This is a genomic window from Corynebacterium sp., assembly GCF_030532715.1.
In the GTDB taxonomy this organism is placed as follows: domain Bacteria; phylum Actinomycetota; class Actinomycetes; order Mycobacteriales; family Mycobacteriaceae; genus Corynebacterium.
This window is the reverse complement of sequence record NZ_JAUNKO010000006.1, coordinates 104,014-118,739: the sequence shown is the minus strand read 5'-3', so window position 1 is coordinate 118,739 and position 14,726 is coordinate 104,014. Positions and strand designations below refer to the sequence as shown.

Annotated in this window: 13 protein-coding genes; 5 read left to right on the top strand and 8 right to left on the bottom strand. The window is 59.7% G+C overall.

What is annotated here, in order from left to right; genetic code table 11:
* Positions 1 to 36: 36 nt before the first annotated feature.
* A complete protein-coding gene (gene hrpB, locus Q4D83_RS10360; protein ID WP_303175235.1) occupies positions 37 to 2,313 on the top strand; it encodes an ATP-dependent helicase HrpB in 2,277 nt (758 codons plus the stop codon).
* Here hrpB and Q4D83_RS10355 read toward each other — a convergent pair.
* A complete protein-coding gene (locus Q4D83_RS10355; protein ID WP_303175234.1) occupies positions 2,300 to 3,028 on the bottom strand; it encodes a TSUP family transporter in 729 nt (242 codons plus the stop codon). The genes hrpB and Q4D83_RS10355 overlap by 14 nt on opposite strands.
* A gap of 1,805 nt (positions 3,029 to 4,833) precedes the next feature.
* The gene (locus Q4D83_RS10350) at positions 4,834 to 5,808 is read right to left on the bottom strand and encodes a TIGR00730 family Rossman fold protein (RefSeq protein WP_303175233.1); all 975 of its coding nucleotides are present in this window, start codon (positions 5,806 to 5,808) and stop codon (positions 4,834 to 4,836) included.
* Between the two features lie 135 nt (positions 5,809 to 5,943).
* Between Q4D83_RS10350 and Q4D83_RS10345 the strand changes: the two genes are divergently transcribed.
* Positions 5,944 to 6,810, top strand: a complete 867-nt coding sequence (locus tag Q4D83_RS10345) for a MarR family transcriptional regulator (protein WP_303175232.1) — start codon at positions 5,944 to 5,946, stop codon at positions 6,808 to 6,810.
* On the opposite strand, the gene Q4D83_RS10340 is transcribed toward Q4D83_RS10345, so the two are convergent.
* Positions 6,753 to 7,310 (bottom strand): gamma carbonic anhydrase family protein, encoded by a 558-nt coding sequence (locus Q4D83_RS10340; RefSeq protein ID WP_303175231.1) that lies wholly within the window; start codon positions 7,308 to 7,310, stop codon positions 6,753 to 6,755. The genes Q4D83_RS10345 and Q4D83_RS10340 overlap by 58 nt on opposite strands.
* 38 nt (positions 7,311 to 7,348) lie before the next feature.
* On the opposite strand from Q4D83_RS10340, the gene Q4D83_RS10335 reads away from it, so the two are divergent.
* Entirely contained in the window at positions 7,349 to 7,951 is a 603-nt protein-coding gene (locus Q4D83_RS10335; RefSeq protein ID WP_303175230.1) for a DNA-3-methyladenine glycosylase, read from the top strand.
* Here Q4D83_RS10335 and Q4D83_RS10330 read toward each other — a convergent pair.
* From Q4D83_RS10330 to Q4D83_RS10320, 3 genes are all read right to left on the bottom strand, one after another.
* Positions 7,942 to 8,529 (bottom strand): nitroreductase family protein, encoded by a 588-nt coding sequence (locus Q4D83_RS10330; RefSeq protein ID WP_303175229.1) that lies wholly within the window; start codon positions 8,527 to 8,529, stop codon positions 7,942 to 7,944. The two genes, Q4D83_RS10335 and Q4D83_RS10330, sit on opposite strands and share 10 nt — an antisense overlap.
* A gap of 49 nt (positions 8,530 to 8,578) precedes the next feature.
* Complete coding sequence (gene amn / locus Q4D83_RS10325; protein ID WP_303175228.1) at positions 8,579 to 9,949, bottom strand: AMP nucleosidase; 1,371 nt, start codon at positions 9,947 to 9,949, stop codon at positions 8,579 to 8,581.
* A 183-nt stretch (positions 9,950 to 10,132) separates the two neighbouring features.
* Complete coding sequence (locus Q4D83_RS10320) at positions 10,133 to 10,735, bottom strand: TetR/AcrR family transcriptional regulator (protein WP_303175227.1); 603 nt, start codon at positions 10,733 to 10,735, stop codon at positions 10,133 to 10,135.
* 75 nt (positions 10,736 to 10,810) lie between these two features.
* Between Q4D83_RS10320 and Q4D83_RS10315 the strand changes: the two genes are divergently transcribed.
* The gene (locus tag Q4D83_RS10315; protein ID WP_303175226.1) at positions 10,811 to 12,004 is read left to right on the top strand and encodes an ABC transporter permease; all 1,194 of its coding nucleotides are present in this window, start codon (positions 10,811 to 10,813) and stop codon (positions 12,002 to 12,004) included.
* Positions 12,001 to 13,443: an ATP-binding cassette domain-containing protein gene (locus Q4D83_RS10310; RefSeq protein WP_303175225.1), complete on the top strand. Its 1,443-nt coding sequence runs from the start codon at positions 12,001 to 12,003 to the stop codon at positions 13,441 to 13,443. Before Q4D83_RS10315 ends, Q4D83_RS10310 begins: the two co-directional genes overlap by 4 nt.
* Before the next feature lie 8 nt (positions 13,444 to 13,451).
* Here the strand turns inward: Q4D83_RS10310 and Q4D83_RS10305 are convergent, their stop codons facing one another.
* Together Q4D83_RS10305 and Q4D83_RS10300 are read right to left on the bottom strand one after the other, a co-directional pair.
* Positions 13,452 to 13,895 carry an HD domain-containing protein gene (locus tag Q4D83_RS10305; protein WP_303175224.1) on the bottom strand — a complete coding sequence of 148 codons (444 nt, stop codon included), beginning with the start codon at positions 13,893 to 13,895 and terminating at the stop codon, positions 13,452 to 13,454.
* A complete protein-coding gene (locus Q4D83_RS10300; protein ID WP_303175223.1) occupies positions 13,892 to 14,638 on the bottom strand; it encodes an SDR family oxidoreductase in 747 nt (248 codons plus the stop codon). Before Q4D83_RS10300 ends, Q4D83_RS10305 begins: the two co-directional genes overlap by 4 nt.
* Positions 14,639 to 14,726: the final 88 nt, after the last annotated feature.

Below are 14,726 nucleotides of genomic sequence, written 5' to 3'. Positions count from 1 at the left end.
TACGGCATACATTTCATCAAGGAGGGAGCAGCCCGGATGAGCTTTCCCCTCGCCCGCATCGGCGCCGGCCTCCCCATGCTGAATACCCTGCCCCAAGTGGAAACCGCGCTGCGCGCCCACCGAGCGGCCGTGGTGCAAGCCCCGCCCGGCACCGGCAAAACTACGCTTGTCCCACCCCTGCTGCACAACTACACCGGCGGTAAGGTGCTGGTCACCACGCCGCGGAGGGTGGCGGTTCGCGCGGCAGCCCGCAGGTTGGCGCATACCAGCGGCTCCCGGCTCGGCGAGCTCGTCGGCTACAGTGTGCGGGGCGAACACACTCCCGGGACTGCCGTGGAGTTTGTCACCCCCGGCGTGCTGCTGCGTCGGTTGCTTGCAGACCCCGAACTCACCGGCGTCCAGGCCGTAGCCATCGACGAAGTACACGAGCGGCAAGTAGACACGGACCTCTTGCTTGGCATGCTCACCGAACTGCGGGAACTCCGCGATGATCTGCACGTCGTAGCCATGTCCGCCACGCTCGACGCGCACCGCTTCGCCGAGTTCCTACAGGCTCCCATCGTGGATACCCCGGCGCACACGCATCCGGTCGCCGTGCACTACGCGCCCGCGCCGGACCGGCTCCGCACCACCCGCAGCTTCCTCGACCATGTGTGCGCACAGGCGGTAGGCCATGAGCACCCAACCCTGGTGTTTCTCCCCGGCGTTCGGGAAGTGGACTACGTATGCAACAAGCTTGGTGACGTCGCCGTTCCGCTCCACGGGCGCCAACACCCCGCCCAACAAGACGCGGCGTTTCGCGAGGGTTACCGCATTGTGGTGGCCACCGGCATCGCCGAATCCTCCCTCACCGTCCCCGGCGTCCGCGTGGTTGTTGACGCCGGGCTCACCCGCACCCCACGCCGCGACGCCGCCCGCGGAATGACCGGCCTTGTCACCGAATCGTGCACCCGTTCGCAGGCTGAACAGCGCGCGGGCAGGGCTGGGCGGGAGGCGCCAGGCACCGTAATTCGCTGCTATTCCGAACGTGATTTTGGGCACTTCAAACCACACGTGACTCCGGAGATCCACACCTGCGATCTCACCCAGGCGGCGCTCACCATGGCCTGCTGGGGATCCCTCGAGCTTCTCGACGCCCCGCCCGCCGCCGCCATGGAAGCCGCCCGGGCCACACTCACCCAGCTTGGAGCACTCCACGACGGCCGGGTGACCGCACTGGGACGCCGGCTAGCCAACATTCCCGCAGACCCCCGACTGGGCCGCGCCTTACTGGATGCCGCGCCCATTGTGGGGGCTCGGCCCGCCGCCCGCGCGGTGGCCACCATCGCCTATGGTGACGTGCGAGAAGCCCGCAGGTTCGAGCGTTTTGTTCCTCCCAGCGTAGGTAATGCCACAGCGCACCGCGCCGACGAAGGCGGCACCGAAGAGCAAGCAGTCCTCGCACTGGTAACCGCATTTGCATTTCCGGAACGCATTGCCAAAAAGGAAGGGGATAACTATCTGCTAGCCTCAGGCACCCGCGCCATTGCCGCCGGCGAAGACTCCGAGTGGATCGCTATCGCAGAAGTCTCACGCACTGGCAATAAGGCAACGGTGCGCCAAGCGTTTCCGCTTCCCGCAGCTGACGCGCTGCGCATCCTTGACATCTCCGAATCCACCATCGCCGAACTGGATTCACAGGGCCGCGTGCGGGGCCGCAAAATTCGCCGCGCGGGCGCCATTGAGCTTTCTCGCATCTCCGTGCCTCTCGACGCCGCGACCCGCTGGGACGCCGTCGCAGCTGGGTTCCGCGCAGGCACAATCCCACTCACTGCCGAGCAGCAGGCGCTGCGGGAACGGCTCGCGTTTTTACACACCCAGCTCGGCGACCCTTGGCCGGATATGAGTGATGACACATTGCGACAACGCATCGCCGAATGGCTCAACCCCGACCTCAGTATGAACCTGCGCAACCTCGTGCCGTGGGACCTCAGCGCCACATTGGATGAAACGGCACCCACACACCTCGTCGTCCCCAGCGGCAGACGACACCGGGTGACATACTCCCCGGAACGCGCAACAGTCTCAGTAAAACTCCAAGAATGCTTCGGCCTGGCGCAATCCCCACTGATTGCCGGACAAAAGGTCGTCTTCGAATTGCTCTCTCCCGCCGCTCGACCCTTGGCCATTACCGATGACCTCAGTAGCTTCTGGGCTGGGCCGTACGCGGATGTGCGCCGAGAAATGCGCGGCCGCTACCCTAAGCACCCGTGGCCGGAAGATCCTTGGTCCGCCACCGCCACGGCGGCAACCAACCGGACTAGCCGACGATAATCAGGCGTGTGACCATCACTATAACCATGGCTAGGAGCGCGTAGCGGACAAACTTCGCCCCGCCACGTAGGACAGTTCGCGCCCCGATCTGAGCGCCTACTACGGTGGCGCACGCGAGGCCTAGGCCCAGCTGCCACCACACCTGCCCTGTGAAACCGAACACAATTAGTGCGCCCAGATTTGTGCAGACGTTCACCGTCTTGGCGTATACCGAAGAGCGCAAAAAATCGCCCGTGACCAGCGCGGTAAAAGCAATAATCAAGAACATGCCGGTGCCGGGCCCGAAAAACCCGTCATAGCCGGCGATCAATGCAACTACAGCAATCACAACTCCTGGGTGCGATGTCCCTTTGTCGCCTTCACCGCCGCCAAACCCGGGCCGCACTGCCACAAATACCCCCGCCGCGAGGAGCAACGCGATGACCAGCGGGCGCATCACCGCGGCAGACAACGAGCTTGCCAGCAGTGCACCACACCCCGAAGCGACTACGGCCACTGGAATCAACCGAAAAAGTGCTGGTGGAGCGCCCATATTGCGGATCATGACGGCAGCCGCTGAGGTGGTTCCCAAACAGCCGGCGAGTTTGTTCGTACCCAGCGCAAGGGTGGGTGACAGGCCTACAGACATCAGCAAGGGGATCAGAATTAACCCCCCGCCACCAATCACGGCGTCGATCCACCCAGCTGCAAGAGCGCCTACGAACACCCATTCCATACGGTTAGCCTAGTCGAGCTTTCCACTCGACAGCGGAGTGCCAATCAAGGCACAACAGAGGCGCGCAATGGCGGCGACGAAATAATTTTATTCACCCCACCATGAGCCACCTCGGGGGTAGCAAATTACCCCCGATAGCGTTTCGCCGTTTACAGACCCAGTGAACATGTTCCATACATATTCCATACGCCCAATTCGCAACCCAACCCGCCTGCCAGGAGACCGTGCGCCACCTCTGAAAAAATGGCACCCATCAAGCACAGAATAGAATTCATCCTGACACGAAGATATCGCGTGGATATGTGGCCCGAAATGGTTACATAATGGGAATATCGCGCGCACTTCCAATAGATTCAAGAATACGCCTTAAACTCCCTATCGTTTAAGACCATTCTTTTATTACGCCCCCACTTTTGGGGCTTCAAACTTACCTAGACAACTGTTAAATTCTGAGAGCGAGGGAGGTTCGAAGCCTGCGCCTCCCGCAGCACGTGGAAAGGAAACTACTCAAATGTTCGACTTGTCGTACAACCTCTTGGAAGACTTCCACGAGTTCTTTTTGAGCCTCTTCCACTAACGCTCCACCCCATCAGGTTGACGTGAAACTAAGACGTCTGCCAAGATGGTAGCGGCTCACCGAGTACCTTAGACCGAAAGGACCGACAGAAATGTTCGATCTCTCCGTCAATCTTCTTGACACCTTCTGGGAATTCGTTCTCGACCTGTTCATCTAAATCATTCGGCTTCTAGCTTCGGCGGACGCTGAGAACCAGTAGCTGCTCCAGCTTGGAGCTGGCTTCCGATAGCCCTCGGGCCAAAGGAAAGTCATATAGCTGCAGGGTTTCAGCCCACTGATCTAGCACCAATGAGCCAGCCCAGAGTGTTTTACGCTCTAGGCTGGTACTGAAAAAACTTCACCTGCTTTGATCGGCACGTGCTGATCTGCAGAAACTACCGAAAGGCATTCACATGTTTGATCTCTCCTTCAACGTTCTTGGCACCTTCTGGGAATTCGTTCTCGACCTCTTCATCTAAGAGTCGGCGCTGCCGCTTGCGGCAGACCCCCAGATTTGTATCGTTACAGATACATAAATCTCAATGCTTCCTTGGTCAGGTTTTTCCTCAGCAAGGGAGCATTTTTTATGCCCTCAGCTGGACAAACTCCAAAGACCTTGGCATGGAACCCAAACCCCAGACGAACGTGATGGGCACGAATCCAGCGAGCCACCCGCCGACAAAACTAATAATTATAAATATCGCCCACAATTATATTGCGGCGGCTTGCGGTTGATTGTAGTTACTTCAACAACTTACCGTTGATTGTTTATAACCACTTGCATCATTATTGGGGACTTTTGCTACGTTAAGGTTCAAGTTTCTTGCGCACCGACGATTTCTTACGCACCATTAGCGCCTGAAGTGGTTATACATAGCCGTCATTTTTCGCACCGAAAAGGCTCGTCGCTTCCCATTTTCGGCCACAATCTATTCCGGTGGCCGCCATCGAAATATGGGCGCTGTTTCTAGTGGAAACTGCGGCTAGCCCAGCGACCTAGGCAAACAACTGCCAGCCACAGCCAGCGTGCAGATCCCAGCAGCGAGCAATATTGCGCCCGTAGCGGGATTGAGAAAGGCACTGGTGGCGGCTAAGGAAACGCCCAGTGCACTGAGCGCAATGGCGGCATTCCGGTAGAACTTGCGGGCGCGCATCATGGCCTCCTTTACAACAAGAAGCTTGGTACGCCACCAATGTTACCTAGCTAACAAGCGAGGAGGCTCACAAAAATGCTCACACCAGGGTTTAGCTATTCCCACTTGATTCCAGGGGCGCGCCAAGCTTCGAGCGCGTCGAACAGTTCAGGAACACTCTCCACCACGATCAGAGCATCAATGTATTTGGCAGGGATAAACCCTTCTTCGCTCATGCGTTGCAGCATGTCAACGAGCGAGTTCCAATACCCTTCCACGTTATACAGCACTACAGGCATGCATTCCGGGCCAAGCAATTGCAAGGTAAACACTTCAAACAACTCTTCAAGTGTGCCGATCCCGCCCGGCAGCGCCACGAACACATCACCTAGCTGCTCCATACGGGATTTGCGTTCCGCCATGCTTTCCACCACATGCAGTTCAGTCAACCCGGGATGGGCTATCTCGCGATCCACCAACGAGGTGGGGATAACGCCGATAACGTCGCCGCCGGCTGCGAGCGCGGCGTCGGCAAGCACGCCCATGAGCCCAATATTTCCGCCGCCGTACACAATATCCACGCCGAGTTCCGCCAACCCCCGCGCGAAGTCCCGCGTAGCCTGCTCGTACTCGGGGCGAGCGCCGCACGCAGATCCGCAGTAGACGGTAATGGCGTTGATGGCGGGTGCCAGCGGTTTCACCATGACACCGTCCGCCCGAGCTTCGAACCCCAGCCGTGCGTACAGGCGGCGCGCCGGGTTCGTGTCCGCCACCGTCAACGCCAACCCTGGCCAGCGGGCAATATGCGCGTGGGTAACCAGCGCATCCACCAGCCGCGTGCCTAGGCCGAGCCCCTGGTGTGCTGGGGCGACGTTCACGGTGATTTCCGGCAACGTTCCGCTTCGCGACGCCCAGGCGACGCCCGCTACGCTCACATCATCGAATGCAACAATTCCGTAATCTCCGCGTGCCGGCACAAAACTTAAGAGGCGCGGTGGGCGTTGTTCTCGAAGTGCATTGCGCTGTTCGGCTTCTTCACGTAACTCTAGATCGTCGCTGGTCATCGGGCGGATCTCTACGGTACTTGGCATGCGTACCATGCTACATCCTGGAGCGCCGGAACCCCGCACCCAGCACAAAAACAAAAGAAAAGCTGAACAAAACTCTTAGCTAAATCAGAATGATCATTACATTCGAGTTAGACATGTCAGTCTATAATAATCCGCATGCAAACTCCGCTCGGCAATCCAGTATCTGCGGCGGCACAGTGTCTGCACCATATTCGGCAACACCGACTTTCCGTCCGCGCAGACCTCACTGCCGCCACGGGCCTATCGCAACCCACCGTTACGCGCGCCGTGGCAGCGCTCAGCAAAATTGGCCTCGTTCGCGAACGCCCAGACCTTGTACACCCCAACGGGCCGGGGCGGCCCACCATCCCCCTCGAGCTTGACGGCACGGGAAAAACCTTCGCTGGTGTGTCCGTAGACCACTTAGTCACCTACGCCACGTTAGTTGATACCCGCGGAAACACGATCAAAGATATTTTGTTAGACAACACAATCGAGGGCTTGGACGCCAACTCCATAGTGCGCAAGGCCCTCACCACCCTCGAAGGCGATCCCGTGTCCGTCGGCGTGGCCGTCATTCACACCATGCCTTTGGAATTTCCCGGTGCGGAGATCATATCCACCGCTTGTGCGCTCGCCGCCGCAGAAGTGCAATCCGCCACGCTGCCGGAGACCAAGGCGCGCCGCACATTGGTCTGCCACCTGCCGCTCCGCGAATCCACCGCAGCCCTTGCCTGGGCAGACGGCGCGGACATCAAAGAGGATTCCACGCCACTACGCTCCCTCGCGGAAATGGTCGAGGAAATACGGCCAACCAGCGTGGTACTGGCAGGGTGCGGGTTCACCGAAATCCGGGAAAACCGGGCCATTGTCGCTGACAGCGTCAAAAACACCGAACTGCGGATGATCCCTACGCATCGCGACACAGTACGCATTGCGGCGCGTGCCGTAGCGCTCGGAAAACTCTATACAGACCCGCTGCGCACCGTGACCTCTGCTCGCCCGAGCGCCTTATCACTCTGATTTCGTGCCGTTTCCACATACTTCGCCGCGTGTGGGATAAACGCCTCCGATTGCTCTGCGCTGAGCTCACGTCGCACCTTCGCAGGTACGCCGGCAGCAAGGTGACGCGCTGGAATCTCTTGCCCCTCCAGCACAATGGCACCAGCGGCAATGAGAGCACCTGGGCCGACCACCGAATGAGACAATAGAGCGGATTTCATTCCCACCAGCGTGCCATCGCCAACAGTGGTGCCGTGCAACAGCGCCATGTGGCCCACTGTGACGTCATCGCCGAGCGTGCAGGGGGCGTCACCGTCCACGTGCACAGTGCAATTATCCTGAATGTTCGTGCGCGCCCCGATGCGGATCGGAGCTACGTCACCGCGCAGCACGCAACCGTAAAACACAGAGGAATCGGGGCCGATCTCCACATCGCCAATGATCGTCGCATTCGGAGCAATCCACGCACTTTCGTGGATCCGCGGGGTTTTCCCTTGATAAGAAAGAATAAGTGGCTGCATAGTGCCAGTGTAAAGACTTCCCCACCGAGAATGCTTCCATGATTGACTTTTCCGCAAGCCCCTGCGAAGTAGCCCCGCTGCTGCTGGGCTGCACACTCACCCACGGCCGCGTAAGCATCCGAATCACCGAAGTGGAAGCCTATCTCGGCGCGGAAGACGAAGCATCGCACGCGTTTCGCGGCAAAACCCCACGAAACGCCGCAATGTTCGGCCCGCCCGGCCGACTCTACGTTTACCGCTCCTACGGCATCCACAACGCCGGCAACATTGTGTGCTGGCCCGAAGGTCAAGCGGGCGCTGTCCTGTTGCGGGCAGGCGAGGTGACCGCAGGCGTAACACTTGCTCGGACACGGCGCCATGGTATCCACGACGATGTCCGCTTGGCGCAGGGACCTGGGAACTTCGGTCAAGCCATCGGCTGGGACTTGCGCGATAACCACGCCATCATCCGAGACGCGACGAATGCCAAGACCAGCTCCGATGAGGCTGGATTGTTACTTACGCAGCCGGAAACCCCGCAGGAATATGTCACAGGGCCCCGCATCGGCATCACGAAAAACCCTCACCCAGCGTGGCGGTTCTACATCCCAGGCGAAGCCACCGTATCGCGGCCCCGCAGCGTGCGGAACAATCACAGATAGGAGTTGTCGATCCTACGGTTTTCTCGGCGGCCGGGGTACTCGGGTTGCTGGTCAGAATACCCGAGAGCAATCAACAGAGCGATCGCGCGGTCATCCCGCCCTCCGATTCCAATTGCTGCTTTGATGCCTTCCTCATCCCACCCACTTGAAGGGCAACTGGCCAGCCCTTCTTCGGTAGCGGCAAGCAAGGCAAAGCCGGCTGTAAGCATGGCATCCCGGAGGGCGTCTTCGCGGCGACGTTGCGCCGTCAAGGCCTGCTTCATCTGAGCAATCTCGCGTAAGCGCTGCTCCCCGACAATCGAGGTCGCATCGTCTGGAAGTATCTCGCTACACCCCACGGCTACCAAGATGGCCGGCGCATCGCGGAAAATTTGTTGCCGGTATCCGGCCTCGTAGATGGCGTTTTTCACCGCTGCATCTTGAACCACCACAAGTTCGCGCAATTGCAAGTTGAAAGCACTTGGCGCTTCGAGGGCTTTCGCCACTACTCGGTCCAACACGTCTTGCGCTACCGGAATATCAAGGAAGCGGCGGTTTGCGCGACGCTGGGCTATGGCCTCGCTGACTGTCAGTGACATGGGCTCTTTTTCCTCACTGCGTTCAATTCCCTCCAACGACGACACGCGCCTATCGGAATGGTACCTCCCCGATGGTACGCCGCAGTTTCCTTGTGTGGAGCTTTTCCGGTGTTGCCGCCAGCGTTTCCACCGCACGTACGGCACACATAACGTGGGCTTCCTTCGACGATGAATAAAACGCCTGTGCCCCAGCGGGGAGTTTCGGAACAGCATGCAGGGGCAGGTCGGACACGCTGAGCAAGGTGCCATAGGGCACTCGGTAACGGTAGCCGTTGGTGGCGAGCGCTGCGGATTCCATGTCTACGGCCACGGCGGTCGAACCGCGCAAAATCCGCCACAGGTCGGCGTCGGTGCGCCATTCCCAGTTGCGGTCGTCGGTGGAAAGTACCGTGCCAGTGCGGATGAGCTCTTGGTGATCCCCATACACGGCGTTTACGGATGCTTCCAGTGTGCGCTGAACTTCTGGCACCGCTGGAATTGGAATGTCGAGCGCGATGCGATCATCAAGGATTTGATCACGTCGCTGGTAGGCATTGCCTAGGATCAAATCGCCGATACGCATGCGAGAATCCAACCCTGCGCAGTGGCCGATCATCACCCAGCATTCGGGGCGCAGCACCGCGAGGCAATCCGTCACGGTTTTCGCATTGGACGGCCCAACACCGATGTTGATCATGGTGATGCCGTTACCAGCCTTGGTGCATAGGTCGAAGCGAGGCATCTGATGGTTGCTAGCCACGTCGAACTCATCGCCTGGCGCGGAAACCCGCGCGCCGTTCGGCAGGCAGAGTTCCGTGTACCGGCTACCGGGCCGCCCGAGCTCCGCGCGCGCATAACGCACAAACTCGCTGGTGTGCATGGAATAGTTAGTAAACAGGATGTATTTCTGCACCGTATCCACGGGTATGCCCGTGTAATGCTCGATCCTGCGGCACGCAATATCGAATCGCTGCGGGGAAAAATAGAACAGCGGACGCTCTGCGCCGTGAAACGCGGACCATACTGAATCCACGATGGCGTCATCGACGTCGTCAAGCGAAGGCTTCGGCACGTCCGTGCGGCCAGCTGCGGGCGGGGCGTCGTCAATATATTCGGGGGCGATGCTGACGTCGCTCGGACCGACCGAAATTTCGCAAGGGTAATTTTCGGTAAGGGCGGTCAGCATGTCCAGCAGGTAAGCACGCATCAGGCGCGGGCGACTCAGCACAGCGGAATAGCGGCCCACCTGATCCACGTACCCATAAGCGGCGGTGCGGTCGATGGGATGCCAATCGGTAACATCCACAACGAGCTTTGGGTACACCACGCCCTCGTAAGCTTCACCGGTACTGAGGGCGGACCGCGCCTTCGCAGCGGCGGAATCGTAAAGTTCAATAAGGCGGTTGATGGCAGCTTCGGGCGTGGCGCAGGAGGTCAACATGACGCCACTGTACCCGGCATGCGCCTCACCAGAGGGTTTGTGCGTACTCCCACAGCCACACGCAGATGGACACGGTGAGCAGTACCTGAAGAGTCGCAATGATAGCTTTCTGCTTCATCAGCACTGGCTCCTTTCTTCAACACGAAAATAAATTTTGCCCAATGGTTTTGTAGTACCACACTCCTAGAGGCTGCGGTAGTGGTCAATCACCGGACCAACGAGTTTTGCCAGTTCAGCGCGCTCCAACGCGCAAATTGTCGGATGCTTGAGTACGTAGCGCAGCATTACTAGGCCGTACATCTGGGTGCCTATCAGCGCAGTGCGTTGCTCAAGGTTTGGGATTTCTCCGTCTGCACGCAGCAACGCGGACACTTCCCCTACGAGGAAGCGGCGAACTACCGCGCGGGATTCCTCGTGTTCGCCGATCCCCTTGACCAAGCTTAAAAACGCCGGGCCGAAGCTGGAGGATTCCCACGTGCTCAGCACCATGGCCACATAATGTTCGCCGGTGAATTCCGGCGTAACCAGCAACCGCCTGAGCGCGTGCAGCACATCGGCAACACCGTCCGCGGAGGGAATGCACTGCATAAAAAGGTCAGATTTGGTGCCGAAGTAGTAGTGGATGAGCTTGGGGTCCACGTGAGCGCGGCGGGCGATGCGCCGAATAGTTGCACCCCGGAATCCGTGTTCGGCGAACTCCATCTGGGCTGCCGCGAGTATTTCGCCTTTGACGTCGCTGCGCCCGAGTTGGGGCCCGCGTTTTCCAAGCGTTTTATCTGCTTCCACGCACTCCAGTCTACGTCACACCCAAAATTTCATCGCGTGTGGAAATATCGGTGCTAGGATAAGTTTCAACAGCCGATGAAATATCTGGAGGCCGCTATGAAAGCCATGGTCATCAAGGAAATCCGCGAGCTCGCCCGCGACCGCCGTACTCTAGCCCTGCTGATCCTCGTGCCAATGATCCTGCTCATTGTGTACACCTATGCGGCGAACTTCTCGGTGGATAAAACCACTATCCTGATCGCGGGGCCGGGCGCGCAGGAAACCGAGCGGATCATGGACACGAACGCCGCCGCAACCGAACATTTCCACATCGCCAAGGTTGACCCGAACGTTGCTCGAGAGGATATCGAGGGGTTGCTGCGGGATCGCACCTACAATGCCGTGATTTTTGCGGAAACCCCGACAGCGGGCGAGGCGTTGAGCGCCCACAACCACATGTACATTGACGGTTCGCTACTATTCTCGGCGCAGTCGGCGCAGCAAGCGTGGATCCACACCATCATTGAAGATGGCCGCGCCAAGCTCAGCGACGCCCGCACCGCCTTCGAACAATTCAACCCCGGCCAGGGAAATCCACCGCCAAAGCTTCCCGACGCCGCGGAAAACCTCAACTTCGAGACAGTATCCACGGTGCTGTTCAACCCAGAATTAAAGACCTCCTGGGTCATGGTCCCCGGACTCATCGGGTTGATCCTCACGTTTATCGGCGTGATCATCACCAGCATCGGGTTGGTCAGGGAGCGGGAAACCGGCACCCTCGAACAACTCGCCGTCATGCCGCTCGGGCCGTTCGCAATCATCGTGGGCAAGATCCTCCCCTATTTCGTGTTGGCCCTACTGGACATCGTGCTCATCACCTTCGTTGCCACCTGGATGTTTGATGTGCCGTTTACTGGGAGCGTGTGGCGCTTCGGCGTTGTGGCCGTGTTGTTCCTGTTTGTGGTTCTTGGCATGGGGATTTTCATTTCCTCCCTGTCCCAGACCACCGGCCAAGCAATCCAACTCGCCATCATGTTGGTCATGCCGCAGGTGCTGCTGTGCGGACTGATCTTCCCCATTGAATCCATGGCGGTGTGGGTGCGGTGGATAAGCTACATTTTGCCGCTGACCTGGTTTAACCACGCCGCCCAAGGCATCATGCTGCGGAATACTTCCCTGGGGCAAATCACCGATTCGGTGGCCATCCTAGCGTTGATGGCGGTACTGGTGTTTGGCGCGGCCACGCTTCGCATGCACGCCATTCTGCGCCGCGGGGGTGCCACACGATGATTACCGTGCGCGACCTCACGTTGCCCCACGGCCTGCGCAATTTCACCGGTTCATTCGAGCCAGGGACGGTGTCCACCCTGATCGGCGGCGATGGCGCGGGCAAAACAGGCCTGCTGCGCTACCTAGCCACGCAGAGCGGACTAGCCCGGCACAACGTCTGCTATCAACCGAGCAGCTCAGGGGTATGGGAGAACCTTTCCGTTGCGGAAAACCTGGAGTTTGTTGCGAATGCGTATGGCGTGCCCGGCGGCGTCGCAAAGCAGCGAACAATGCAGCTCCTCGACGCTGCGGACCTCACTCCCGCACGCGGCGTCATCGGACGACGGCTTTCCGGTGGCATGCGGCAAAAACTCGGCGTTGCGATGGCAATGCTGCCCCAGCCGCAGCTGCTGCTCCTCGACGAACCCACCACCGGCGTGGACCCCCAGAGCCGAGCCGCGATGTGGGCGCTGATCAGGCAAGCCGCGCAGGAAGGCAGCACCGTCATCCTAGCCACCACCTACCTTGACGAGGCGGAACAATCCGACGCCGTATTCCTCCTCGACGCCGGTAGCTGCCTAGCTTCCGGCACCCCCGCGGACATATGCGCAAGCGCCCCCGGTTCACTGTGGAAGCAACCGATTGAAACGGGCACAGTACTGGACACTTCCTCGACGCGCACCTGGCGGCGCGGCACCACCATGTATCACTGGTCCCCAGCATCAGACGCCCCCGCCCCAGCCGGCATGACCAACGCGGCCTTTGACCTCGACTTAGCCACGGTGGCCATGCTGTTGCGCAACGCCCCCGCGGACGCGGCACCGGCCGACGCACCGAACGCGGCACCGCCCCTGCCCCATGGGACCACCCTCGTCGAGGTGACCGGGGTTTCCAAAAAGTTTGGCACGTTCACCGCACTTGACGGGGTATCCATGGACGTGACCAGCGGTGAGATTGTGGGGTTAATCGGCAGCAATGGCGCGGGTAAAAGCACGTTGATCCGGTTGCTGCTCGGATTGGATCGTCCCACGAGTGGCACTGTGGCATTGTTTGGTCATACTCCGGACCGCCGCACACGGGCCCGCTTGGGGTACGTGCCGCAAAGCTTGGGCCTGTACCCCAGCTTGAGCGCACAAGAAAACCTAGACTTCACCACGAGCGTGTTCGGAGTTCCACACCAGGATTCGCTGTTCAACGGCACCCGAGTGCCGGTGCACCGCATGCCGCTGGGCGCGCAACGCAACCTCGCGGTGGAATGCGCGCTAAGCCACGACCCCGAATTGATCATTTTGGATGAGCCCACCTCCGGCATGGATGCGCTCTCCCGGGCCATGCTGTGGAAAACGCTCCGAGTGGCGGCAGCCCGCGGGGTCGGCGTGCTCATCACGACGCATTACCAGCAAGAAGCCCTGCAATGCGATCGCCTGATCACCCTTGAAGGTGGAAAACGTATCGGATAACGCGAGAACTACCCCTCCCCCAACAGCAATTCCCACATGTGGTGGTACTTCGCCCGCAGGCGGGTTTGCAGTGCGGGAGGGAGGGCGTCGATACGCGCGGGTGAGGAATTGTCAATCAAATCGGCGACCTTCACGGCCTTTGCCAAGGGGTTTGTGCGCAGGCGGTTCATGTAGGTATCCACGTCCTCGTCGGCGCGGTGCGTCATCAAATCCACCACCTCAATGACGTTTTCAGGAATGCCTTCGTGCCGCAAGTCCGCAGTGGTCACGGCAGTATCCTCGATCACGTCATGCAGCCACGCAGCCGCGCACGCTACCTCGGACGGGGTAATACCAGCGGTGATCCGGGCAACGCGCTCCGGGTGATGAATGTACGGCGCGCCCGATTTGTCCAGTTGATTCGCGTGCGCGGCGCGGGCGATGCGTTCCGCGGTGGCCAACCAGGGTGTCATCCCGCAACCACCTTGGTAAGCAGCCGCGCCACTCGTCCAGGCGAACACTTGCGCGAAGAATACAGTAGTTTATCGAGCGCGGAAACGCCGTAATGAATGCGGCCGCGCTGCCACCGGTTCCGAGGATGCACAGCCTCCCACACCACATCCGCAACTTGCTGCGGGGTAATACGGACACCCAGGCGGCGGGCAGACGGCGCCTGCACATCCGCAAGCTTCGTTTTCGCCCACAGCGGCCAAATAGCCACCACGCGCACGTTATCCCGCGCCCACTCGAGGTTCAGCGCCTCCGTCAGACCTGCAACGTAGAACTTGCTGGCCGAATACACGGAGATTCCGGGCTGCCCGTAAATCGCGGACGCGGAGCCCATGTTCACCACCGTGGATCCGCGCCGCAGGTAACGCTTCGCCGCGCGCGCACCCAGCGTCACGCCCGCGCAGTTCACGTCTATTTGCGCCTGCACTTGAGCTGGGGTGAGCGAGGCTAACGGGCCATCGGCAATAATGCCGGCGTTATTATCCAGCACGTCAATACTGCCGCCGGTGTGTTTTACAAAATCCTTGAGGGCATGGTCCCAGGATTCCGGATCGGTAACGTCAAGGTGTCCTTTGACCAGGTTTTTATGGTCGTAATCTACCGATTGAATATCGTAGGCGCCGACCATCCACCCGGCCGCCAAAAACTTCTCTGCTACTGCTCGTCCAATGCCTGCACTTGCTCCGGAAATAAAGATTGATCGCATAGCACCCAGTGTAGGTTGGGCTTGCCCAGCGTGGGGATGCCGTGACTAGGTTTTGCTAGCACCGGTTGCTGCCCTGCGACTATCCTGG

Bases quoted from the DNA above. Each gene is read 5' to 3' on its own strand.
- hrpB (WP_303175235.1), top strand. From the start codon at position 37: ATGAGCTTTCCCCTCGCCCGCATCGGCGCCGGCCTCCCCATGCTGAAT.
- Q4D83_RS10355 (WP_303175234.1), bottom strand. From the start codon at position 3,028: ATGGAATGGGTGTTCGTAGGCGCTCTTGCAGCTGGGTGGATCGACGCC.
- Q4D83_RS10350 (WP_303175233.1), bottom strand. From the start codon at position 5,808: ATGCCAAGTACCGTAGAGATCCGCCCGATGACCAGCGACGATCTAGAG.
- Q4D83_RS10345 (WP_303175232.1), top strand. From the start codon at position 5,944: ATGCAAACTCCGCTCGGCAATCCAGTATCTGCGGCGGCACAGTGTCTG.
- Q4D83_RS10340 (WP_303175231.1), bottom strand. From the start codon at position 7,310: ATGCAGCCACTTATTCTTTCTTATCAAGGGAAAACCCCGCGGATCCAC.
- Q4D83_RS10335 (WP_303175230.1), top strand. From the start codon at position 7,349: ATGATTGACTTTTCCGCAAGCCCCTGCGAAGTAGCCCCGCTGCTGCTG.
- Q4D83_RS10330 (WP_303175229.1), bottom strand. From the start codon at position 8,529: ATGTCACTGACAGTCAGCGAGGCCATAGCCCAGCGTCGCGCAAACCGC.
- amn (WP_303175228.1), bottom strand. From the start codon at position 9,949: ATGTTGACCTCCTGCGCCACGCCCGAAGCTGCCATCAACCGCCTTATT.
- Q4D83_RS10315 (WP_303175226.1), top strand. From the start codon at position 10,811: ATGAAATATCTGGAGGCCGCTATGAAAGCCATGGTCATCAAGGAAATC.
- Q4D83_RS10310 (WP_303175225.1), top strand. From the start codon at position 12,001: ATGATTACCGTGCGCGACCTCACGTTGCCCCACGGCCTGCGCAATTTC.
- Q4D83_RS10305 (WP_303175224.1), bottom strand. From the start codon at position 13,895: ATGACACCCTGGTTGGCCACCGCGGAACGCATCGCCCGCGCCGCGCAC.
- Q4D83_RS10300 (WP_303175223.1), bottom strand. From the start codon at position 14,638: ATGCGATCAATCTTTATTTCCGGAGCAAGTGCAGGCATTGGACGAGCA.